The organism is Rhodococcus sp. 06-1474-1B (genome assembly GCF_002258885.1).
GTDB lineage: Bacteria > Actinomycetota > Actinomycetes > Mycobacteriales > Mycobacteriaceae > Rhodococcoides > Rhodococcoides fascians.
Map to the genome: position 1 here is coordinate 32,590 of NZ_NOYR01000025.1, position 22,731 is coordinate 55,320.

Consider the following 22,731-nt stretch of genomic DNA (forward strand, 5'->3'; position numbering starts at 1 on the left):
GCACTCGACCTCTCAGCAGCTTCGTCACATCGGTTACGCAATCAACGATTGATCTCGCAAGTTCATCATGTACGCGCCCGACCCAGGGTCTGGCGCATACATATCCTCCGCACTTATCGCACGAAGTACGTCGTCCGTTACAGGATCGAGACAGCTCATCTTCGCGTCGAGACCGAATCGGCGCAACCCGGTGATCTTCTCGTGTTCTGTCGGCTAATTATCGGCCTTCAATACAGGTGCCGGAAGATCACATCGCTGTATTTCGTATTTCGGCACCCGGTCGAATCGATAACCGGCATAGAACAACGAACGTTTCACATTCCGGACGAACAGATCCTTCGTCAACGGTGCTCGGTAGGACGTCAGCATTTCTTGGGTGTCCGGGCAGGTCAACGCCACCTGAGCTTCGGTCACCCAGTCCTCGTCCATGTACCAGGGCAGGTACGGATGGATGCCGACCAGCCCCAGATCGGCGACGACCCAGTCCGGGTAGAGGTTCTTGTCGTGACCGATGCGGCCGTTCTCGAGGCGTTCGGTGTGCGATGCCAACGGGTACGCCAGCCCCATCTGATCGATGACCCGCACGTCGAGGCCGACGTTCATGCTCGTCATCCCCAGGTTGAGGAAGTAGACGGTGTGACCGAATCCACCCTCGGGGATCGGGAGGGGCGGCGGGACGACATCCCAGTAGGTGAATTGCGCGGACGGCAGCAGCAATCCGCCGTCCGGGGTGTCGTCGATCGCCTGAACCATCGCCCGCATCCGCGGATAGTCGAGATAGTCCGACGCCAGGATCGGATGAGCGTGCCCGGTGTTGAGCGAATAGAACGCTCGTTCGTCGACGATTCCGCTTCGTCCGACGATCGAGCCCTGGGGCATTCCCGTCGTGTTCGCCGCAATCACAGCCCAGACGACGATCCCACCCCAGACGAATACATCTGCGACGAAAACAGCAGTCGCACGATTACCGGACCATCGTTGCGGGAGCGCGACGGGCAATATCGAAATGGGCAACAGCAGCGTGAACAGGGCGGGCAACAATGTTCGCCCGTGCATGAAATCGCCACCGACTCGAATTGCGTAGACCGCGAGCAACAATCCACTGACGAGCACGAATACGACGACAGCGGTCGGCGTGCGCAACGCGGCGAGCAGGCCGCCCACTGATCTGGGCAGCGTCGGGCGCACTCGTGTCACCGACAGGGCGGCACCGAGCAGGAGCAGCACCAGCGGGAGCCACAGTAGGTACGGTCCCATCAGGTTGGTCAGATACGCCCACCCTTGCGACCACTTGGCACCGCCGGCGTCCTTGGACACTGCGGTGTTGGGGTACGGAAGGCCGTAGTAGCCCATACGCCAAATTTGGTACAGCACGGGAACCGCGCCCGCGAATGCGAACACGCGCAGCCTCGACAACCACGTCTGTGGGGCGAGGAAGATCATCGCCAGTGCCAGAACCGACACGATGGACAGCTCGGGGCGCACCAGCGGGCCCAGGCCCGCGAAGAAGGCCAGCAGCAGCAGCTCGACGCCACCTCCGCGGCGCTGCCCCCACCGCACCATCAGCAGCCACAAAACCGCCAGCCAGAAGATGACCAGGCAGGTCTCCAGCCCGGACGTCGCGAAGTCACGGGCCGGCGGTACCGCGATGTACACGAGTACACCGGCGGGGAGGAAGAGAGTGCGTGACGCGGTGCGCCCACGCAGGGCGAACGTGCCGATCATCGCGATGACGACGGCTGCTGTGGACAGCACGAGCGCGATCGTCAGCACCACGTACTCGAGCCGGCCGTCGCTGAGCCAGCTGCCCGCGTAAACGAGGTACGTCCAGATGGTGCTGGTGTTGGTCTCGACCCGCTCGCCCGCATTGAACACCGGGCCGTTGCCCGCCAGCAGGTTGCGGACGGTGCGCAGGACGATCAGGCCGTCGTCGGCGATCCAGCGACGTTCCCAGGCACCCCACAGAAACAGGGCACCGCTGACGACGGTCCCGACCCAGAAGACCGCCCTGGTCGAGACCGCCGGTGCCGGGGTGCCTTCTAGCGTGTCTCGCTGGTCAGGCGAGGTAGACAGCGACACCAACCACTCCGATCCACGCTATGGCGAGTAGCTGGAGAACCCTGTCTCCCAACGCGATCTCTTCGGGTTCGCCTGCCTCGCCGCCGTCTACATCCACTGCGTATCGCAGGATTGCGATAGTAAACGGAATCATCGAGATGGCGAACCAGTTGGAGTCCGTTTCGGCGTCCTGTTGAAAAGCCCACAGGCCGTAGCAGATGACAACGGCCGTCGCGGACAGCGTCCACACGAAGCGCAGATATGTCGTGGTGTAGTTCTCGAGCGACTTACGGATCTTCGCCCCGGTGCGTTCGGCCAGTTGCAGCTCGGCGTAGCGCTTGCCTGCCGCCATGAACAGCGAGCCGAACGCCATGATCAGCAGGAACCACTGCGAGAGCGGGATCGAGGCAGCGACGCCACCGGCGATCGCGCGGAGCAGGAAGCCGGACGAGACGATGCAGATGTCGAGCACGGCCTGGTGCTTGAGGCCGAAGCAGTACGCCAGCTGGATGACGATGTAGACGCCGATGACCAGCGCGAGCTTCCAGTTCGCGAAGAACGACAGGCCGACGGCGAGTCCGAGCGACACCACGGCCATCGCATAGGCGATCGTGACGGGCAGGACTCCTGCAGCGATCGGCCGGAACCGCTTGGTGGGGTGCGCGCGGTCGGCTTCGACGTCCATGGCGTCGTTGACCAGGTAGACACCGGAGGCGGCGAAGCAGAACACGATGAACGCGAGCGCGACGGACAGCAGCACGTCGCGATCGGTGACCGAGCCTGCCGCCAACGGCGCGGCCAGGACCAGCACGTTCTTGACCCACTGACGCGGGCGAAGCGCCTTGACGATGCCGTCCGCCAGATTCTTCGGCGGTGCGCCTACGGGTGCGGCATCCTCGCTCATTTGTCTCCTTCGAACTTCACGACGGCAGCAGCCGTCAACGCGCCGAGTGCAGATCCGGCCAGCACGTCGGTGGGGTAATGGACTCCGAGCACCAAGCGCGAGAGCAACATGGGTGGGACGAGGACCGCCGGTAACGGTAGCCCGGTCACGCGGCCGAGGAGAACCGCAGCCGCTGTGGTGGATGTCGCATGCGACGACGGGAAACTCAGCTTGCTCGGCGTCGAGACATTGATCCGGACGGCCGGATCGTGGGGACGCGGCCTGCGCACGATGCGCTTGATGACGATGGACGCAGCATGCGATCCGACGGCACCGACGGCCACCGACGCCCACTGGCGTCGCCGAGGCGCGTCCAGAGCAGCGCCGATACCTGCGATCGCCACCCAGCCGAGGGCATGTTCGCCGAAGTGCGACATCCCGCGCGCGACGGTGATCGCACCGGAGGCGCTGCCGACCGTGGCCTGCACCTTCTCGAGAATGCGCACTTCGGTCGGCACCTCGGTCTGGCCTTTACGCCTGGTAACGAAAGACACGTTCCCACGTTTCCTTACTGGTCAGGTGCGGCACGGCATCACGGTAGCGAGCCTTGAGCGCAGGGAATTCGGCTGCCAACTGCTTGCGCAACGACAGCGCTTCCTTCAGCAATGCCGCCGCCTGCGCGCGGTCGCGCTTGCGGTAGACGACGCCTCGGCCGTCCGCCGTCGTGACGGTGACGCCGTCGACCTGGGACAGCAGGAACCAGCGTGCGTCGAGAGTCGGCACGTTGAGCTGCGGACGCTCGTGGTGCTGCTCGTGCGCAGGCTTGACGTTGTGCAGCAAGCCCTTGGCCAGACGACGGACCTTGGAGATCGGGTTGGTCGGCAGGCCGACGGCTCCGACTTCCTCACCCGATGCGAGCGGCAACTCCGTGGAACTGCCGACAACGACGGCGTCGGGGAATTCCTTGCGCAGTGCGTGCACCGTCGGCAATGCGGTGGGCAGGATCTCCAGGATGTGCTCGGGACCGGCCAGGAAGTCACGGATCGCGAGGTTCTGGATGGCGACCGTCGAGTACTCGAGGCACAGCAGGTGCTTGACGGTGGCCTTGATGGTGTCGAGAACCAGGCCCTTGCCGTCGCCGGGCATGTGCAGCGACGCAACAACGAGACGGTTACGCAGGTGGAAGTACGCCTGCCAGTCGATGGCGTCGTCCTTGTCGCTCCACGCCATGTGCCAGATCGCGGCACCCGGCAGCGTCACCGTCGGGTAGCCGGCTTCGCGTGCACGCAAGCCGTATTCGGCGTCGTCCCACTTGATGAACAGGGGCAGTGGCTGCCCGAGTTCCTCGGCGACGACGCGCGGGATCATGCACATCCACCAGCCGTTGTAATCGACGTCGATGCGGCGGTGCAGCAGCTTGCTGGTGCGCAGCGGATCCTCGGAGAAGTCGTGGTCGTATTCGACGTTCTGCGCGCCGGCCCACATGAAGTTCCCGCGGTCGATCACTTCACCCATGACGTGCAGGTGACTACGCGCCTGCAGATTCAGCATCTGGCCGCCGACGAGCGTGGGCACCTTTGCGAATCGCGACATCGCCAACGCCCGCAGAATCGAGTCGGGCTCGATCTCGATGTCGTCGTCCATGAACAGAATGTGTTGGCAGGCAGTGTTGTTCAGCGCCTCGTACATGATGCGGCTGTAGCCGCCGGACCCACCGAGGTTCGCCTGATCGTGGATCGCGAGACGGCCACCGAGCGCAGCTGCGGCCTCGTCGAAGCCGGGTTCGTCCTTCGCCTTGCGGGTGCCCTGATCCGGCATGATCACGGCCTGGATCACATCGAGCACCAACGGGTCCGAGCCAAGGGCGACAAGCGCTTTGACGGCGTCGGTCGGTCGGTTGAATGTGGGGATACCCACGGCGACGGTCGCCTCACCGGGAGCGTCGATCGGCGCGTACCAACCGGCACTCTCGAGGACCACCTCGGAATCGGAGGTGATGTCGAACCAGATCCACCCGCCGTCCTCGAACGGTCCGAGGTCGATCAGAAACTCTTGCGCCGCATCGCCGTCCACGGCCTCGCGGCCCTCGACGTGGATGCGCGACGCATCGGCCTTGGACCGGTAGACGTCGATTCGGCAGTGGCCGGACACCTCGACGCGCAGCACCACGGACTTCAGGACGCTGTAGCGACGCCAGTAGCTCGCCGGGAATGCGTTGAAGTAGGTGCAGAACGACACCTCGGACTCGCCGCCGATGGTGAGCGAGGTACGCGAGAGCGAGTGCGCGCGTTTGGCATTGGTGGTCGCTTCTTCGAGGTACAGCGTGCGCACGTCGAGCGGCTCACCCGAACGGGGCAGCAGTACACGCTGCAACAGCGATTTTCCGAGGACCGGCGCGACGTCTGCAACCCCGTCCTCGAGCAGGTGCTTGGCGGTCATTTGTCCCCCGCCAGGGCGGTGCCGGTCTCGAAGTGCGGGGCCAGGGTGTTGTCGTACATGTTCAGTGCGCTCGCGATGGCCATGTGCATGTCGAGGTACTGGTACGTGCCGAGTCGACCACCGAACAGCACACCGTTGGAGGCCGTCTCGGCCTTCGCGCGGTTGCGGTACGCCTCGAGCTTCTGCCGATCGTCGGGGGTGTTGATGGGGTAGTACGGCTCGTCGCCGCTCTCGGCGAAACGCGAGAACTCGCGCATGATGACCGTCTTGTCGGTCGGGTACTCACGCTCGGGATGGAAGTGGCGGAACTCGTGGATCCGAATGAACGGCACGTCGCCGTCGTTGTAGTTCATCACCGGCGTTCCCTGGAAATCGCCGACCGGGAGCACCTCGGTCTCGAAATCGATGGTGCGCCAGCCCAGTTCGCCCTCGGAGTAGTCGAAGTAGCGGTCCAGCGGCCCGGTGTAGACGATCGGGGCGTTCGGGCTCTCCGCGACCAACTCGTCGCGTACATCGAACCAGTCGGTGTTCAGGCGAACGTCGATCTTCTCGTCGCGTGTCATGTTCTCGAGCCACGCGGTGTAGCCGTCGACCGGCAGCCCCTCGTAGGTGTCGTTGAAGTAGCGGTTGTCGAAGGTGTAGCGCACCGGCAACCGGGTGATGTTGCCCGCGGGCAGTTCCTTCGGATCGGTCTGCCACTGCTTGGCCGTGTAGTCCCGGATGAACGCCTCGTAGAGCGGACGCCCGATCAGCGAGATCGCCTTCTCCTCGAAGTTCTGCGCGTCCTTGGAGTCGAACTCACTGGACTGATCCTCGATCAGGGCCCGCGCCTCGGCCGGGGAGAAGAACTTTCCGAAGAACTGCGAGATCAGCCCCAGGCCCATCGGGAACTGGTACGACTGACCGTTGTGCAGCGCGAAGACGCGGTGCTGGTAGCCGGTGAAGTCGGTGAACTGGTTGACGTAGTCCCACACGCGCTTGTTGGACGTGTGGAACAGGTGCGCACCGTACTTGTGGATCTCGATACCCGTCTCGGGCTCGGCCTCCGAGTACGCGTTGCCGCCCAGGTGGTGCCGTCGGTCGAGAACGAGAACACGCTTGCCCAGCTGGGACGCCGCGCGTTCTGCCACGGTCAGACCGAAGAACCCGGATCCGACGACGATGAGGTCGTAGCGGCCGGTCGCGGTGGCGTCGGAAGAGGTGGTCTCGGGGCTTACAGCAGTCACGGGCAACCAGGGTATCCGACGATCGTGACGGCTCCACCCCGCCAGGCACCGCCCGGCCGGTCCGGTGTCAACCTGGCAGGCGTCGGAGCAGGTAGGTATCCATCACCCAGCCGTGCGCCTCTTTGACCTCGGCGCGGGCGCGGCGAATGTCGTCGAGCACGTCGTCGAGCGGCCCGGCCACCAGCTTCTCGTCGGTCGTACCCAGGTTGGCTCCCCAGTGGATGCCCCACCCTGCGCCGGTCAACGCACTGCAGGCAAGGTTGCCGTCGAGCATGACGACGAGGTTGTCCAGCCCGGCTGCGACGTCGCCGGCCAGGTTCCTGCCGGTGGTGATGACGATCGGGCCCCCGATGCGATTGAGCACGAGTCGATGACTCGCCGCCAGCATGGACACGCTGGAGATGCCGGGTGTGACATCGAACTCGATGTCGCCGCGCAGTGCAGCCAACCGCTCGACGACGCGGATGGTGCTGTCGTAGAGCGCCGGGTCGCCCCAGACGAGAAACCCGACGACGGTGCCGTCGGCGAGACCGTCGAGCACGTCGGCGTACGCCCGGGCGCGGGCGTCGTGCCAATCGAGGACGGCGGTCTCGTACTGCCGAGGTGACCGGTCGCGTGGGGGGTCGGGCACCTCGATGACCCGGTAGCTGCCACCGTGGTGGCGCTCGAGGATCTCCTGCCTGGCTGCTGCCAGATCCCCGACGGACGCGCCCTTGTCGGCCACGATGAACACGTCCACGGCCCGCAGCTTCTCGACGGCCTGGACGGTCACCTGGTCCGGATGTCCACCGCCGATGCCGATCAGATGGATTTTCACGAGCGGTCCCGGCAGGCGTCGTACAGGTGGGATTCGGCGACGACGCGACGAGCCAGAGCAGGACCGACGAGGATCACTGCGGCCTGACGAAGGCCGGCGGCCTCGACCTGGTCGGCGATGTCGGCCAGAGTGCCGCGCAGAACGATCTCGTCGGGCTTGCTGGCATGGAAGACGACCGCGGCGGGGCAGTCCGAGCCGTAGAACTGCGCCAACTCGTCGGCGATGATGCGGGTGCGGGTGATGGCCAGATGCAAAGCCAACGTCGCGCGAGTAGCCGCGAAGTTGGCCAGCGCCTCGGTGTCCGGCATCGCCGTCGAGCGGGCCTGCGCGCGAGTGAGGACCACCGATTGCGTCACCTCGGGAACGGTCAGCTCGACACCCAGTGCGGCGGCTGCGGCCGCGTAGGCCGGAACGCCAGGGGTGACGTCCCAGGGCACGCCTGCGGTGTCGAGTCGAGCGGACATCTCCGCCAGAGCGGAGTAGAGGGACGGGTCCCCCGAACATAGGCGCGCGACGTCCTCCCCACGCTCGTGGGCGGCGACCAGCTCTTCCGTGATGGCATCCAGGTCGAGTTTCGCGGTGTCGACCAGCCGGGTGCCTGCGGAGCAATGTTCGAGGATCGCGTCGTCGATGTAGGTACCGGCGTAGACACACACCGGACTGGATCGCAGGAACTCGACGGCCCGCAGCGTGAGCAGGTCTGCCGCTCCGGGTCCGGCTCCGATGAAGTGCACAGTCACAGGTGGAAAGCGTAGGTGACGTGTACGACGCGCCGCGCCACTGGAACTTCCCGGCTGTGGCTAACTGTCAAGCTAAGGTTTAGCCTTGTGTCTGATGGGACTCATGTTGCTGATGTGATTCATGTTGTTCAGCAATGGAGATCCTACGACGCGTACCTACCACCAACCAGGGAGTACCGCCTTGCCGAACCGTCGAACGAAGCCGTCGATCGTTCTCGGTGCTGTCGCACTACTCGCCGTCGCGACCCCGTTTGCGGTCGCAGGGCTGACAGACAGCACGACCACCGGAGTTCGACCGGCCAACGAGACAACCCCGGTCACCGTGCCGACGAAGATCGTCGAGACCGCGCTGAGCGCTGCGCCGGACATCGTCATTCCGCTGCAGGAGCTCACCGGCCTGCCGCTGCCCGATCTGCGGCTCTCCGATCTGAAATACCTGCCGCTGCCGGACTCCATCGTGATCCCGCCGATCGAGATTCCCGACATCCCGGGTCTCACGACGCCGGCTCCGGGTGGCGCAACCGCGCAGGCCCCGATCCCCAGGGTGGACGCCTCGGCACCGGTCAATCCTGAAGCTGCCGACCCCACCGGGCCGCCGCTCGGAGCCGCAGTCAAGGAAATCTCGCAGGACACCCCGTTCAGCATGGTGGCGTTGACCTCCGAGCAGCTGAACGGCGCGAGCGCGCAGGTTCGACGTCAGCTCGAGGACGGATCCTGGGGCCCGTGGCTGCAGACCGCACCGGTGGATACCACTGCGAGCGACGCCGTTCCCGCTGCGGAAAAGCACGGCACCGAACCGATCTTCGTGGGACTCACCAAGGCCGTGCAGGTGCTGTTGACTCCGCTGACGAGCAGCGCTGCTCCCGAAAGCTTTGCGACGCGGCCGGTTCCGGAGGTCCCGGTTGTTCCGCTGCCTTCCGATGCCTCCGCACCTGCGCCTGCTCCCGCCGTTGCGGAGCAGCCTTTGGGCTACACACCCGCGTCGTCGAGCAAGCCGCTGCGCCAACAGGATCCGGCACCGATAGAGCCTGCTGCGCCCGACGCCGCTCCTGAGGTGTCGGCCGAGCAGTTGGCGTCGGCAGTGAGCGACATCAGCGCCGTGCTCATCACCCCCGGCACGTCCCCCGCCGATTCGGCGTTGAGCGACCTCGCTACTCCGGTGGCGGGCGATGCAGGTCCCAACGTCATCACCCGCGCCCAGTGGGGTGCCGACGAGTCGATCCGTTGCGCCAACCCGACAATCGACGATTTCATCGGCGGTGCCACCGTGCACCACACCGCAGGCAGCAACGACTACTCGAAGTCCGAGTCGGCCGAGATCGTCCGCGCCATCTACGCGTACCACGCACAGACTCTGGGCTGGTGCGACATCGGCTACAACGCACTGGTCGACAAGTACGGCCAGATCTTCGAGGGTCGCGCCGGCGGCTTGGACAAGCCGGTCCAGGGTGCGCACGCCGGTGGATTCAACGAGAACACCGTCGGAGTGGCCATGATGGGCGACTACTCCACTCAGGATCCGTCGCAGGAGACCGTCGATTCGGTCGGCAAGTTCCTCGGGTGGCGACTCGGCAAGGCAGGTCTGGATCCCAAGGGGACCACGACGATGACCTCCGAGGGAACGGATTTCACGTTCATCGGTAAAGGCAAGAGCGTCGACCTGCCGGTGATCTTCGGTCACCGCGACGTCGGCAACACCGAATGCCCCGGTGATGCCGGATACGCCAGGCTCGGGGAGATCCGCGACATCGCGGCCGCGAACCTCGGCGGTGGCGGCGATGTCACACCGGCAGCACCCGAGACCGCGCCCGATGCCACCGCACCGGATACCGCGGTGACCGACCCGGCACCGTCACGCCCGGGCACGGACGTCAGTTCGACTCTGGGCGAGAACATCCCGGCCCTGGTCGCAGAATTGCAGCGCCTGGCGTCGACGAGCCCCGTCGCGCAGAAGTGGTTGGCCTCGGGCGGCGAGACCGGCTCACTCGGTGTGCCGGTGAGCGGCCTGGTGCAGGTGAGCGGCGGCCGTGAGAAGGCGCAGTTCCAGAACGGCGAGATCATCACCAACATGGCCGGACAGGCTGTGGCCGTCATCGGCAAGATCTTCCAGCAGTACCTGCAGCAGGGTGGCGTCGACGGCGTCCTCGGTCTGCCGATCACCGACGAGTTCAAGGTGCCGGAGGGCTTCCGCACGGACTTCGAGAACGGTTCGTTGATCTTCAACGAGCTCACCGGAATCGTCACCACGGTGATCAAGACGTACAACGACACGTACAACGCAGAAATGCAGAAGCCGGTCGCCGCGCCGGTGGAGCCGGCACCTGTTGCCGAGCCCGCTCCGGCACCGGAGCCCGCACCCGCGGGCTGAGTTCAGACAGTCGACAAGGGCCGAGTCACCGTGGTGACTCGGCCCTTGTCGTGTTCGATGCGCCGCTCTACCAACGAATCACCACCAGCGTTCGAGTACCTGCGCCACTCCGTCGTCTGCGTTGGTGACGGTCACTTCGTCCGCGGCGGCGACGGCGGCCGGATGCGCGTTGCCCATGGCGACGCCCAGGCCGACCATCGACAGCATCGGGACGTCGTTGGGCATGTCCCCGAAGGCGACGATGTCGGCGACGTCCACGGACAGGGTCTCGGCGACCTTCGCCAGGCCCGACGCCTTCGTGACGCCCGGGGCCGACAGTTCGATGAGGCCGTTGTCGGTGGAGAAGGTCAGGTCGGCGCGGCCGGAGATCAGCGGCGAGAGAATGTTTGCCATGTGGCCGCTGGTCGATCCCGACAGTCGTATCAGCAGCTTCACCGCGGGGACGTCGACGACGTCGTCCTCGGACATCTCGACGTTGTCGGGGTTGAGCCACGCGTGCTCGTAGCCGGGCGAGCTGACGAACTGCGGCGTCGCCGCGTCGTGCGCCGATCGGCCGACGCGCTCGGCCGCGAGACCGCAGCCGGGTAGCGCGCGGTACGCGACGTCGGCCAGCCACTGCAACGTCTCGACATCGAGGGTCTCCGCACTGAGAACGCGATCGGTGGCCGCGTCGTAGATGACCGCACCGTTGGCGCACACCGACATCGGCGCGTATCCGAGACCGTCGACGACGGGGTGGATCCACCGCGGCGGCCTGCCGGTGGACAGCACGAACGGCACTCCGTCCGCTACGACGGCTGCGACAGCTCGCTTGGTGCGTTCGCTGACACGTTCGTGCTGGTCGAGCAGGGTCCCGTCGACATCGCTGGCGACGAGGCGAGGGGCGAGGCGGGTGGTGTTCGGCGCGTTGGTCATCGTGACGTCATTCTGCCCTAGTGTCGAAGGACCTTGTTTTCGACATGCACGTCTTCGATGTGGAAGGAACGGTAGATGACATCCGTGAACCGTCAGATCCGCTTGGCTCAGCGGCCCGTGGGGCGTCCCGACGAGTCGACGTGGGATCTCACCGAGGAACCCATCCCCACCCCGGGCGACGGCGAATTCGTCGTCACCGTCGACTACGTTTCCCTCGATCCCGCCATGCGCGGTTGGCTCAACGATGCGCGCTCGTATGTGCCTCCCGTCGGCATCGGTGAGGTGATGCGTGCTCATGCCGTCGGCCGCGTCCTCGAGTCCCGGCATCCGGATTACGCTGTGGGCGAGGTTGTTTCGGGGTCGTTCGGCGTCACCGAGCATGCGATCTCGGACGGATCGGGAGTGCAGAAGGTCGACGAATCGATCGCACCGGCACCCACCTGGCTCGGTGCCCTCGGCTTCCCAGGATTGACGGCCTACTTCGGGTTGATGGACGTCGGCAAGCTGGCCGAGGGCGACACCGTCGTCATCTCCGGGGCGGCTGGCGCCGTCGGCAGCATCGCGGGTCAGATCGCGAAAGCCAAGGGAGCCACCGTGATCGGGATTGCCGGCGGACCCGAGAAGTGCGCCTGGCTCACCGAGGAGCTGGGCTTCGACGCGGCGATCGACTACAAGAACGAGTCGGTGTACAAGGCCCTGAAGGCCGCCGCACCGAAGGGCATCGACGTCTATTTCGACAACGTCGGCGGCGAGATTCTCGATGCGGCGCTCTCGCGCCTGCGTAGGGGTGCGCGAGTGGTGTTGTGCGGGGCCATCTCCGGCTACAACGCCACCGAACCGCAGCCCGGACCCGCGCATTACCTGTCCCTGCTGATCAACCGTGCGTCGATGACCGGGTTCATCATCTTCGACTATCTCGACCGCTACCAGGAAGGCGTCGACGCTCTGTCGGAGTTGCTCACCAGCGGCAAGATGACCGCGCGCGAGCAGATCGAGATCGGCGGAATCACGGCGTTCGGATCGACGCTCAACCTGTTGTTCGACGGTGCCAATACCGGCAAACTCGTCCTCGAGGTCGGCGAACGCACCCACGATTCGGAATTATGAGGACGACTCGTTCGTTGAACCCCACGTATCGCTCGATAGAGAACTAGGAGAGCACATGTCTGCAGCCACCGAAACCGCCATTCTCGCCGGAGGATGCTTCTGGGGAGCCGAAGAGCTCGTCCGCAAGCTGCCCGGGGTGGTCTCCACTCGCGTCGGCTACACCGGCGGCGAAGTCCCCAACGCGACGTACCGCAACCACGGCAACCACGCCGAGGGCCTCGAAGTGATCTACGACCCCACCCAGACGTCGTACCGGAATCTGCTGGAGTTCTTCTTCCAGATCCACGACCCCACCACGAAGAATCGTCAGGGCAACGACATCGGAGCCAGCTACCGCTCAGCCATCTTCTACCTGAACGACGAGCAGAAGCGCGTGGCCGAGGACACGATCGCCGATGTCGACGCGTCGGGGCTGTGGCCGGGCAAGGTCGTCACCGAGGTGACGCCGGCAGGAGATTTCTGGGAAGCCGAGCCCGAGCACCAGGACTACCTGCAGAAGTACCCCGAGGGCTACACCTGCCACTGGGTTCGCCCGGACTGGAAACTGCCGCGTCGGGCAACCGCCTAGGAGCGGCTGCGCCGCATGTGAGTGGAACTTCGTAGCCTGCTACGAAGTTCCACTCACATGGGTGGTCGTAACGCCCATTCCGGACGGTCGACGGTCCACAGGTAGAACTACCGCGCACGTAGCAGCCGAACTTGCGACACTGATCCGGTGACACCCGACAGAACCCCTCGGTCGATGGCCGACGTCCTTCGTTCGCCGCGCTTCTGGCTCGCTCCGATCCTTGTCGTCTCGACCCTCATGTCGTTTCTCGCGGCACTGTATCTGGGCGGCGTTCTCGATCCACGGGGTAACTTGCACGATCTGCCCATTGCGATCGTCAACCAGGACGAGGGCGACACCCTTGCGGGTGAGCAACGCAATATCGGCAACGACATCGTCGACGGATTGATTCAGAACGTCGATTCCGAGAAGGTCGCGTTCCGCGAGGTCGGCCCTGCGCAGGCCGAATCGTTGCTGTCCACGGCCGAGGTCTACGGCTCCATCGTCATCCCCAGTGATTTCACCAAGAGAATGGGAATCCTGGCCGAGGGCAGCATCATTCCCGGTGATATCGAGAAGCCGATCATCACCGTCTACACCAATCCACGGGCGGGTAGCTTCGGAATGTCGCTCGTGACCGGAGTGGCCACTCCGGCATTCGAATCGGTGAATCAGACCGTGGGCCAACAGATCACCGATCAGGTTCGCCAGCAGCTCGGCGACACTCCCCTGGCCGGCGCGAGCGCTCTGACGTTGGCGCAGCCGATCGATGTGATTGTTGCCCAGCACGATCCACTTCCCGACGGCACCGGCGGTGGCCTGTCTGCGTTCTACTACGCGCTACTGCTCGTCTTGGCGGGATTCACCGGTGCGACCATCGTCAGCACCCTCGTCGACGGCTTATTGGGGTTCACTCCAACCGAAATCGGCCCGAAGTACATCCACCGCGGACCCACCCGGATCAGCCGGTTCCAGACGCTGCTGGTCAAGTGGCTGGTGATGTTCGTTCTGGCCATGCTCGTATCCGCCCTGTACCTACTGATCAGCCACTTGCTGAGCATGCCCATCACCCATGCGTGGACCCTGTGGATGTACGGCGCGTTCGCGATCACCGCCGTCGGATTCACGGCGCTGGCGGTGATGTCCGCATTCGGCACAGCAGGGTTGCTGGTCAACTTGGTCGTCTTCATCATCCTGGCCCTGCCGTCCTCGGGTGGCACGATTCCTCTCGAGGCGAGCCCGCCGATTTTCACGTGGCTGGCCCAGTTCGAGCCGATGCATCAGATCTTCCTCGGCACCCGATCGATCCTGTACTTCAACGCCTCGCCCGACGCCGGCCTGCTGCATTCGGTGGGTATGACGTCCCTCGGGCTGCTCATCGGGCTCGTGTTCGGCCTGGTGTTCACCCTTCTCTACGACCGTAAGGGCCTCGACAGAAGCCTCGATTCTCCGGGTGTCATCAGCTGACGCCGGTACACTCGATCCAATGCTTGCTGTCAACCCAGCCGGGAGCGTCGCACCTCGACGGGCCGTCCGCGCTTACCTCGACGTCGCCATCGTCGTTCTCGTGCTCGTGGGCACCAACCTCATCGCACACTTCACCACGGTGTGGGCGAGTATCGCGACGGTTCCGATCGCCGCCGTTCTCCTGGTGATCCTGTCGAACCGTCGCGGACTCGGATGGGCCGAGCTGGGACTGTCACCCAAGCAATGGAAGACGGGTTCGCTCTACGCACTCGGTGCCGTCGGCATCGTCCTGACCGTCATCGCCATCGGTGCATTGCTGCCGATGACGCGGCCCTTCTTCATGGCCGATCGCTATGCCACCATCTCCGCGGCGCTGGTCGCCTCGATGATCGTCATCCCGCTGCAAACGGTCATCCCGGAAGAACTTGCGTTCCGTGGAGTGCTGCACGGCACGTTGGGCCGCATCTACGGTGCACGCGGAGTCTTCGCGGCAGGGTCCCTGCTCTTCGGTCTGTGGCACATCGCGTCCTCGCTCGGCCTGACCGCCGGGAACGTGGGTCTCAGCGGATTTCTCGGCGGCGGACTGTTCGGGCAGATCGTCGGGATCGCGCTCGCAGTCGTCGCGACCGCCGCCGCCGGGGTCGTCTTTACCTGGCTGCGCAGTCGAAGCGGGAGTCTCATCGCACCCATCGCCCTGCACTGGTCGTTGAACGGACTCGGCGCACTGGCCGCAGCACTCGTGTGGCACGCATCCACGAGCTGAACGACATGAAAAACGAGCTGCACCAATACCTTCGGATCGCTCGCCAGAACATGCTGTGGAAGCTCGACGGCCTCACCGAATACCAGAAGCGACGACCGATGACGCCGACGGGAACCAACCTCTTGGGGTTGGTCAAACACCTCGCCATCGTCGAATACGGCTACTTCGGCCTCACGTTCGGTCGTGAGTTTCCAGCTCGTTTCGCGGAATTGGAAGCAGAGGGCATGGCCCGGCTGAATTCCGACATGTGGGCCACCGCCGAAGAATCGTCGGAATCCATTGTCGCCCTGTACCGCGAGGCGTGGACGTATGCCGACAAGACCATCGATTCACTCGACCTGGATGCAGCGGGACGCGTCCTGCACTGGCCTGCGGACAAACAAGAAGTGACGCTGCACCGAGTCCTGGTCCAGATGATCGCCGAGACCAACCGGCACGCGGGGCACGCAGACATCGTCCGCGAACTCATCGACCAGACCGTCGGAATGCGTCATGGCAACGAGAACATGGCCGACGGCGACGCAGCCTGGTGGGATCAATACCGATCCGAGCTGGAAACCGTTGCGCAAGAAGCTGATCGGAATTCGCCGACGACCTGACGGATTGACCTGCCCTTCCGTTCGACGAAGAGGCACCCACAAATTCCAGTCATACCACAATCGATGCGGACATCGTCCGCCGATGACTCCTGCTACGGGCGGCGAGTGGTCTGTGGTGCAGCAGGTTCCGAGATCCGAACCAGACCGTCCGACGGCGCGGGCTTCGTCAATGAAGTGCATGTACACAATTGCGTGGCGCGCTTACCACAGAGCATCGACAGGTTCTGATTCCCGAATACTTATGCACAGCAATAGTTTTCGATTGCACCATCATTGCGCATCGAACACACGTTCGATACACTTATCTCCATGACCACGGAGACCTGGCAACTGAGCGAAAGCGAACTCCTCGCCGACGCTGCTGATGTCTCCCACAAGATCCAACTGCTCGAAGCACGGCGCATCGCTCTCGTCGCCGACATCGACACCCGCGTGAGCCGCGAGAAGCTCGGCTTCCCCGGACCCGCAGGGTGGCTCACCTCCACCACCCTCCTCACCCCGAGCAAAGCGAACAAGATCGTGGCCCTCGCTCGCGGGTTGAAGAACTTCCCCGACATCGCCGACGCCGTGAACACCGGCGTCATGTCCGTCGACCACGCCGCCCTGATCCTCACCTTCGCCGAAACACCCCCGAAGAACCTCCCCCAAGAGGGCCGCGATCTCGCTCGTAAAGCTCTGATCGCCGCCGCCACCGGGCCCGAAGCCCGTACCCACCGCATCCGCGCAGCCATCACCAAGTTGCAGGACACCTTCGCCGGTAAGAAGCCGCCCGCCGAAGACACCGACCGCAACGAACTCTTCGCCTCGAAGACCTTGAACGGGCGGCTGGTGTTGAAAGGTGATTTCGATGCGATCACCGGCGAGAAACTGCTCACCGCGCTTTCGCCGTTGACCGAACCCCGACCCGCCGCAGACGGCACCCCAGACGACCGCAGCCCCGCCAAGCGCAGAGCCGACGCCTTCGGGCACATCCTCGACCGCTACCTCGCCTCCAGTGACCGCCCCACCGAAGGCGGCGAAAAACCACACGTCAACCTGCACATCCGACTACGAGACCTCCAAAGCCAGAGCGGCCAGAACAACAGCGACATCACCGACGACGAAACCACCCGCGCTGCAGAACAATCCGACAACGAGGGTGATAGCCGGAGTGACGGTGAGGGTGTAGATCGTGACCCTGGCGCGAATCGTGGTGCGTATCGTGACCTGTTCGGTGACGGCACTTCGGTCGGGTGGCTGCCCTGGATGGGGCCCCTCTCCCGCGAGACCTCCCGCCAACTGGCCTGCGATTGCCTCCTCACCGCCATCGTCATGGACGAGAACGGCAACCCACTCAACCTCGCCCGCACCGCGCGCACCGTCACCGCGAAACAGAAACGCGCCTTGACTGCCCGCGATCACGGGTGCGCGTTCCCCGGCTGCGGAAAACCCGCCGCCTGGACCGAAAGTCACCACATCTGGCACTGGGCCGACGGTGGACCCACCGACATGGACAACCTCGTCCTCCTGTGCGGGTTTCATCACCGCCTCGTTCACCACTCCGACTGGGAAGTGTTCATCGGCACCGATCAGCACCCCTGGTTCGTACCCCCGGCATCCGTCGACCCTTACCGACAACCGAGACAATCCCACGCCCGAGCAGGCCCTCACATCGCCTAGGCCCGCGCAAACGCACCAGCCCCACACAAACACACCAGCCCCGCACCGAGAACACGGTGCGGGGTTGGAAGAGATTGGGCTCAGGAACCCGAGGGAGCTGCTGGCGGTGCGGGAGGCGTCGCACCGTCAGCCGGAGCGGGCGGTGCAGGCGGCGTGGCACCGTCACCCTCGGCACCCGGAGTCGGCGGTGCGGGAGGCGTCGCACCATCAGCCGGAGCCGGGGGCGTCGCACCGGCCGGAGCGCACAGTGGCCCGCCCGGTCCGCCCTTGCCCGGACCACCCGCGGGCGGGGCAGGCGGAGTTGCGCCGTTATCCGGCACGGCCGGAGTTGTTCCGTCCGCGGGTCCCGGTGGCGTCGGAACCGCGGGGACCGTAGATCCGTCGCCGGAATCCGTCGCCTCGGGGCTTGTCGGTACAGCAGGCACATCGGACCCGCCGCCGCCATCGGTTCGCTGTCCGAGGGCAGACGACGACGCCACGGTCGACACGCCAGGCGAGGCGGCGGGTCCGGTGGCTGCGAACACAGCCGCCGTCACCAGGGCTCCGATGGCAAGTCCCGCTGCTGCGGTCGCGGCCAGCGGCACACGTCCCTTCCACCGCTTGGGCTTGTTCTCCCGAGCGGTGCCGGGCTCGGGGTTCGATGCGGCGGGAATCGGTTGGGTCTGATCGTTCACGTTCACTCCTTGTTCGGACTGCGTCGTTCGTTTCGGTCTGTCACCGACACTGCCGCCGCTAGCTGAAGTCACCCTGAAGCCGAGCGCATCTTCAGGATCACTTCAGCTGGTGGGTGACAATCGAGGCATGACATACAGTTCCGCTCCCCGGGTTTTGGTGGTAGAGGATTCGTTACCCATCAGGGAAGCGCTCGTGGCCGCGTTCGAGGACGCGGGTTTCACCGCCGTGTCCCTACCCGACGGCGACGACTTCGAGACCACGATGGCAGGCTTCCGTCCCGATGTCGTGATCCTCGACGTCATGCTGCCCGGTGCACGGGACGGGTTCGATCTCATCGACGTCGTCCGGCAGAGCAGCGACGCAGGCATCATCATGGTCACCGCGAAAGATCAGCTGGCCGACCGGTTGCGGGGCCTGGGCGACGGCGCTGACGACTACGTGGTCAAGCCCTTCCAACTCGACGAGGTGGTCGCCCGCGCAAAATCCGTGCTGCGGCGTCGCGGTCGTTCGTCCGACGCGGTCCAGGTCGGTGATCTACTGGTCGACGAGCCCGCCGGAGTGGTCACTCGGGCAGGTCAGGTTCTCGATCTGACGGCGACGGAGCTCCGTTTGGCCACGTTCCTCGTCGCACAGCGCGGACGTACTGTCTCCAAAACCTCTATCCTGGAATCGGTCTGGGGCTACGGCGCGTACGACGGGAACCTGGTGGAAGTTCACATCAGTGCGTTGCGTCGCAAGATGGAAGCGCATGGGCCGCGGTTGATCCATACCGTCCGCGGCTTGGGTTATGCATTGCGGGCTCCGCAGTGAAGCGGACGCCGACCCCGTCGCTTCGGATGCGGGTGGTCGCCACCGTCGTCGTGTTGTTCGCGGCACTGCTGGTGATTGTCGGCTCGTCGGTGGATGTCGTTCTGGGTCAACAGCTTCGGCGTGATCTGGAGGCGCGGTTGTCGGACCGGGCCACTCGGGCTGTCGAGCTCGTGGAGAGCGGCGTCGGGCCCGGGGATCTGGTGCAGGCCCTGCAGGGCGACGCCATCCGAGTTCGGGTCACGGCTGCGGACGGCACGGTGTACGGCGCTCCCGGCAGCGGACCGCCTGGCCCGGACATCCGGCCTGCCACCCCGGCTCCGCCTGCGGGCCAGTCGCGAACTCCCAGTCCCCCTGGTCCGCCGGATCCTCCTGCGCCCCCGTCCGATTCGTTAGAGATCACCGAACCGTTGCCCGACGGTTCGACGCTGTCTCTCCTCGGCGATACCACCGCCATCGCCGATGTTCGGCGACAACTGCGCATCCTCATGCTGGGAGCGGGTGCTGTGACGCTGCTACTGGCCGCCGCTGCGCTGACCTTTGCCGTGCGGCGAGCACTGTCCCCGCTGGACTCGATGACATCGGTCGCACGCCGAATAACCAACGGCGACAGGGGTAGACGTCTGCTTCCCACCAAACCGAACACCGACCTCGGCCGTACTGCCTCGGCCGTGGACGAGATGCTCGACGCCCTCGAGGACGCCGAGCGCCGCGAGGCAGCAGCGGCGCGCACAGCCCGCCTCGCCGAGGAGGACATGCGGCGCTTTCTGGCCGACGCCGCACACGAGCTGCGCACTCCCGTCGCCGGGATCTCGGCGTTGGCGCAGTCGCTGCAGCGCGACGCCGAGCATCGCCCCGATCGAGTCGCACGCTGGAGCGAGCTGCTGGTCGGGGAATCGAGCAGGGCGTCACGATTGGTGGGCGACATGCTCGATTCCGTTCGTGCGGAGAACACGTCGGATCTCGACGCAACCGATATCGATCTCGTCGACACCACCCGCCGCACCGTGGAGCGAGCTGCGCTGCTGATGCCGGATATTCGGTTCGATGTCGATGCTGCGCAACCGATTCCGGTTCACATCGACGTCGGACGCATCGAACAGATCCTGTCGAACGTACTCGACAATGCCGGTCGTTTCACCCCGTCCGGCGGCACGATTCGGGTAGCGGTCGGCAGGGACACCCACGCATTCGTCACCGTGGACGACGAAGGACCGGGTGTCGCAGAGGCAGACCGTGAGCGCATCTTCGAACGGCTCGTCAGGCTGAACTCCGCCCGTGACCGAGCGTCCGGCGGCGTCGGACTGGGGCTGTCGATCGCTCGAACACTGGCACGCGCCCATGGCGGCGAACTCGTCTGCCTCGCAGGGCCTTCGGGCGCGCGATTCCGGCTGACTCTCCCCCTGAACGCGTGAGCACCTGAAATCGCGAACATGTCAGCTATTCGACGATCAAGTCCATCAGCAGGCTGTCGTGCCAGCCGTCCGGCCCCTTCTCGTACTTGCGCATGATTCCGACCGCCTCGAAACCGACTGCGCTGTAACAGGCTTTCGCCATTGCGTTGTCGGCGGCGGGATCGATCACCAGGCGGTGATGACCGAGATCGACTGTCAGGTAGCGCACCAGTGTGCCTACCGCGTCCTTTCCGACGCCGCGGCCGTGTACCGCCGGATCGAGGAAGATGTCGATCGACGCGTGCCGGTACATCGGGTCGGTCTCTTCGCCGTACTGGATCAAACCTACTGTCGCGGAGTCCAATTCGACAACCAGGCGGGTCTCTTCAGGGTTGTCGAATGGCCAGTTCTCGTCGATGTCCTCGTCACCCCACCGCGCATGCACCTCGGGGGTGTGCAGTATTCGGCGTAGCTCCGGCACGTCCTCAGCGTTGATCGGCCGCAACACGACCCGTTCACCGCGGAGGTTCATGCCCGCCGACTACTCGACGCGCTTGGCTGCGCGCGCCGCCAGATCCTGGGCGTCGAGCTTGTCGGCTTCCTCCAGGGTCGGGGCACTGCCACCGAGTCGGGCCGGAACCCAGTACGCGCCGGGCTCGTGGTGGTAGCCCTCCTGAAGCTCGAGCAGCATCTTCTGCATGACCGACCGCAGCTTGTCGGTCAGTTCGTTCGGCGGCCCGACCGGCGCGATCGGTTCACCGACGGCAATGGAGATCGGAGTGTTGGTGCGGCCCAGTCGCTTCGGGTAGCCCTTGGTCCACACTCGCTGCGCACCCCAAATGACCGTCGGGATGATGGGGACGCCGGCCTCGATGGCCATCCGCGCTGCACCGGACTTGAATTCCTTGATCTCGAAGCTCCGGCTGATGGTGGCTTCGGGATACACGCCGACGAGTTCGCCCTTACGCAGACTGTCGACGGCCGCCTTGTACGACTGCGCACCGGCACCGCGGTCGACGGGGATGTGCTTGAGTGCGCGCATGATGGGGCCGGAGATCTTGTTGTCGAAGACTTCCTTCTTGGCCATGAAGCGGATGTAGCGCTTCACTCGCCGCGGCGGCAACCCGGCGTAGGTGAAATCCATGTATCCGGTGTGGTTGACGGCGATGACCGCTCCACCGGTAGCAGGGATGTGGTCCTCGCCCTCGACCTCGAACTTCAGGCCCTCGAACGCGAACACTGTGCGAGCGATGCCGATGACTGATCGGTAGACGGGTTCCACAGTCGGTTAGCGTAGTCGGTGGACGGGGTCGGAGAAAGGTCCGGCCAGGAGCGCGGTTGGGTCGTGCGCAGTTCGAGAAGCTACGGGGGAGAGAATTCACGTGAAGAACAGAGCGGCTTCACCACGGCGCAGCCGAGTCTGCCGAACCGCGCTGCCGCTGATCGCATTGATTGCGCTGGTCGGTGCCTGCGATTCCGCGGTCGGGATCCCATCCGATCAGGCCGCAGCCCCGTCCAGCGGCAGTGCAGGGTCCACCGCCGAGTCCGCGAATGCCGCCGGGTCGAGCACCCCAGAGCCCACCACCACCCCGGCACCGCCGCCCATCCCACCGGGTCCGCCCGTCGGCGAAGCCCCCGGAAATCCTGCGGCCGCCGCGGCACTACGGCCGTTCGTCAACGATCTCACCGGCGGCGGAATAGGTGTCGTCACCGCGAGGTGCTGGACTGTGCCGCCGACCGACATTCCGACGATGTACTTCGACACCGGCGCCATCCTCGCTGCGGTGGCGGCTCCCGCGATCGACGGTCAGTACGCGGTGACGTGGACCGGACCCACGGCAACGGTCGCCATCAAACGCAGCGAGATCGCGTCAGGCTACGCCTGCCCTACCGTCTATCCCACCGGCACGACGCCGGTGTTCGACGCGACGGACGCGGTCTATACCGTCGACCGCTATCTGGGACGCATCGCCGGTATCCCCGTCAATCGGGGCGACGTCGAAGAGAGCTACCCGCTGGTGTGCGACAGCCGCGGCACGTGGGATCCGAACGGCACCGGGTCTCCTACTGCCCCACCTCTGGCCGAGAATCCGGCAATTCTGCCGAGCATCACCTCGTTCGATCCCGACAGTGTGTTCGTGACGGCCCAGAACGGCGTCTACACGCAGGTCAATGCCGACATCATCGACGCCTCGGGGGTGTACCAGAACCGCACGTTCCTGCTGGCGGTCGGCGGCGAGGGCTACTGCATCGGCGACATCGCCTGA

General features: G+C 65.1%; 21 protein-coding genes. 10 read left to right on the top strand and 11 right to left on the bottom strand.

The genetic code is table 11. From position 1 onward, the window contains the following. Window positions 1–213 precede the first annotated feature (213 nt). The 7 genes from zomB to cobM all read right to left on the bottom strand — a co-directional run bounded on the left by zomB (window position 214) and on the right by cobM (window position 8,163). Complete coding sequence (zomB, locus tag CH266_RS14845; RefSeq protein WP_441347059.1) at window positions 214–2,079, bottom strand: flagellar motor control protein ZomB; 1,866 nt, start codon at window positions 2,077–2,079, stop codon at window positions 214–216. Beyond that, the gene (locus CH266_RS14850) at window positions 2,057–2,962 is read right to left on the bottom strand and encodes a decaprenyl-phosphate phosphoribosyltransferase (protein WP_027494814.1); all 906 of its coding nucleotides are present in this window, start codon (window positions 2,960–2,962) and stop codon (window positions 2,057–2,059) included. The genes zomB and CH266_RS14850 overlap by 23 nt, the downstream gene beginning before the upstream one ends. Then, a complete protein-coding gene (locus CH266_RS14855) occupies window positions 2,959–3,495 on the bottom strand; it encodes a phosphatase PAP2 family protein (protein WP_176457101.1) in 537 nt (178 codons plus the stop codon). Before CH266_RS14855 ends, CH266_RS14850 begins: the two co-directional genes overlap by 4 nt. Further along, a complete protein-coding gene (locus CH266_RS14860; RefSeq protein ID WP_094715594.1) occupies window positions 3,473–5,380 on the bottom strand; it encodes a glycosyltransferase in 1,908 nt (635 codons plus the stop codon). The genes CH266_RS14855 and CH266_RS14860 overlap by 23 nt, the downstream gene beginning before the upstream one ends. After that, window positions 5,377–6,606, bottom strand: a complete 1,230-nt coding sequence (gene glf, locus CH266_RS14865) for a UDP-galactopyranose mutase (protein ID WP_032366753.1) — start codon at window positions 6,604–6,606, stop codon at window positions 5,377–5,379. Before glf ends, CH266_RS14860 begins: the two co-directional genes overlap by 4 nt. A gap of 67 nt (window positions 6,607–6,673) precedes the next feature. Next, window positions 6,674–7,423, bottom strand: a complete 750-nt coding sequence (gene cobF / locus CH266_RS14870) for a precorrin-6A synthase (deacetylating) (RefSeq protein WP_176457102.1) — start codon at window positions 7,421–7,423, stop codon at window positions 6,674–6,676. Continuing rightward, window positions 7,420–8,163, bottom strand: a complete 744-nt coding sequence (cobM, locus tag CH266_RS14875; RefSeq protein ID WP_094715595.1) for a precorrin-4 C(11)-methyltransferase — start codon at window positions 8,161–8,163, stop codon at window positions 7,420–7,422. The genes cobF and cobM overlap by 4 nt, the downstream gene beginning before the upstream one ends. 181 nt (window positions 8,164–8,344) lie before the next feature. Here cobM and CH266_RS14880 point away from each other — a divergent pair, with 181 nt between their 5' ends. After that, a complete protein-coding gene (locus tag CH266_RS14880; RefSeq protein WP_094715596.1) occupies window positions 8,345–10,531 on the top strand; it encodes an N-acetylmuramoyl-L-alanine amidase in 2,187 nt (728 codons plus the stop codon). Window positions 10,532–10,609: 78 nt separating this feature from the next. Here the strand turns inward: CH266_RS14880 and CH266_RS14885 are convergent, their stop codons facing one another. Further along, window positions 10,610–11,446 (bottom strand): Cof-type HAD-IIB family hydrolase, encoded by an 837-nt coding sequence (locus tag CH266_RS14885; RefSeq protein ID WP_027494821.1) that lies wholly within the window; start codon window positions 11,444–11,446, stop codon window positions 10,610–10,612. A 75-nt stretch (window positions 11,447–11,521) separates the two neighbouring features. On the opposite strand from CH266_RS14885, the gene CH266_RS14890 reads away from it, so the two are divergent. From CH266_RS14890 to CH266_RS14915, 6 genes are all read left to right on the top strand, one after another. Then, window positions 11,522–12,553 (top strand): NADP-dependent oxidoreductase, encoded by a 1,032-nt coding sequence (locus CH266_RS14890; protein WP_094715597.1) that lies wholly within the window; start codon window positions 11,522–11,524, stop codon window positions 12,551–12,553. A 55-nt stretch (window positions 12,554–12,608) separates the two neighbouring features. Beyond that, window positions 12,609–13,121 carry a peptide-methionine (S)-S-oxide reductase MsrA gene (gene msrA / locus CH266_RS14895; RefSeq protein ID WP_094715598.1) on the top strand — a complete coding sequence of 171 codons (513 nt, stop codon included), beginning with the start codon at window positions 12,609–12,611 and terminating at the stop codon, window positions 13,119–13,121. A gap of 147 nt (window positions 13,122–13,268) precedes the next feature. After that, window positions 13,269–14,567, top strand: a complete 1,299-nt coding sequence (locus tag CH266_RS14900; protein WP_371828185.1) for a YhgE/Pip domain-containing protein — start codon at window positions 13,269–13,271, stop codon at window positions 14,565–14,567. Window positions 14,568–14,586: 19 nt separating this feature from the next. Further along, window positions 14,587–15,330: a CPBP family intramembrane glutamic endopeptidase gene (locus CH266_RS14905; protein ID WP_027494825.1), complete on the top strand. Its 744-nt coding sequence runs from the start codon at window positions 14,587–14,589 to the stop codon at window positions 15,328–15,330. Between the two features lie 5 nt (window positions 15,331–15,335). Then, complete coding sequence (locus CH266_RS14910; RefSeq protein ID WP_094715631.1) at window positions 15,336–15,929, top strand: DinB family protein; 594 nt, start codon at window positions 15,336–15,338, stop codon at window positions 15,927–15,929. Between the two features lie 309 nt (window positions 15,930–16,238). After that, window positions 16,239–17,588 (top strand): HNH endonuclease signature motif containing protein, encoded by a 1,350-nt coding sequence (locus CH266_RS14915; RefSeq protein ID WP_094715599.1) that lies wholly within the window; start codon window positions 16,239–16,241, stop codon window positions 17,586–17,588. Between the two features lie 80 nt (window positions 17,589–17,668). Here CH266_RS14915 and CH266_RS14920 read toward each other — a convergent pair whose 3' ends face one another. Next, window positions 17,669–18,262, bottom strand: a complete 594-nt coding sequence (locus CH266_RS14920; RefSeq protein WP_141214536.1) for a hypothetical protein — start codon at window positions 18,260–18,262, stop codon at window positions 17,669–17,671. Window positions 18,263–18,389: 127 nt separating this feature from the next. Between CH266_RS14920 and CH266_RS14925 the strand changes: the two genes are divergently transcribed. Both CH266_RS14925 and CH266_RS14930 read left to right on the top strand, forming a co-directional pair. Further along, window positions 18,390–19,073: a response regulator transcription factor gene (locus CH266_RS14925; protein ID WP_094715601.1), complete on the top strand. Its 684-nt coding sequence runs from the start codon at window positions 18,390–18,392 to the stop codon at window positions 19,071–19,073. Beyond that, window positions 19,070–20,485, top strand: coding sequence for a sensor histidine kinase (locus CH266_RS14930; RefSeq protein ID WP_255175920.1), 1,416 nt, complete (start codon window positions 19,070–19,072; stop codon window positions 20,483–20,485). The genes CH266_RS14925 and CH266_RS14930 overlap by 4 nt, the downstream gene beginning before the upstream one ends. A 25-nt stretch (window positions 20,486–20,510) precedes the next feature. Here CH266_RS14930 and CH266_RS14935 read toward each other — a convergent pair whose 3' ends face one another. Together CH266_RS14935 and CH266_RS14940 are read right to left on the bottom strand one after the other, a co-directional pair. Continuing rightward, complete coding sequence (locus CH266_RS14935) at window positions 20,511–20,996, bottom strand: GNAT family N-acetyltransferase (protein ID WP_094715603.1); 486 nt, start codon at window positions 20,994–20,996, stop codon at window positions 20,511–20,513. A gap of 9 nt (window positions 20,997–21,005) precedes the next feature. Then, window positions 21,006–21,746 (bottom strand): lysophospholipid acyltransferase family protein, encoded by a 741-nt coding sequence (locus CH266_RS14940; RefSeq protein WP_032371702.1) that lies wholly within the window; start codon window positions 21,744–21,746, stop codon window positions 21,006–21,008. Between the two features lie 100 nt (window positions 21,747–21,846). On the opposite strand from CH266_RS14940, the gene CH266_RS14945 reads away from it, so the two are divergent. After that, window positions 21,847–22,731, top strand: a complete 885-nt coding sequence (locus CH266_RS14945) for a hypothetical protein (RefSeq protein ID WP_094715604.1) — start codon at window positions 21,847–21,849, stop codon at window positions 22,729–22,731.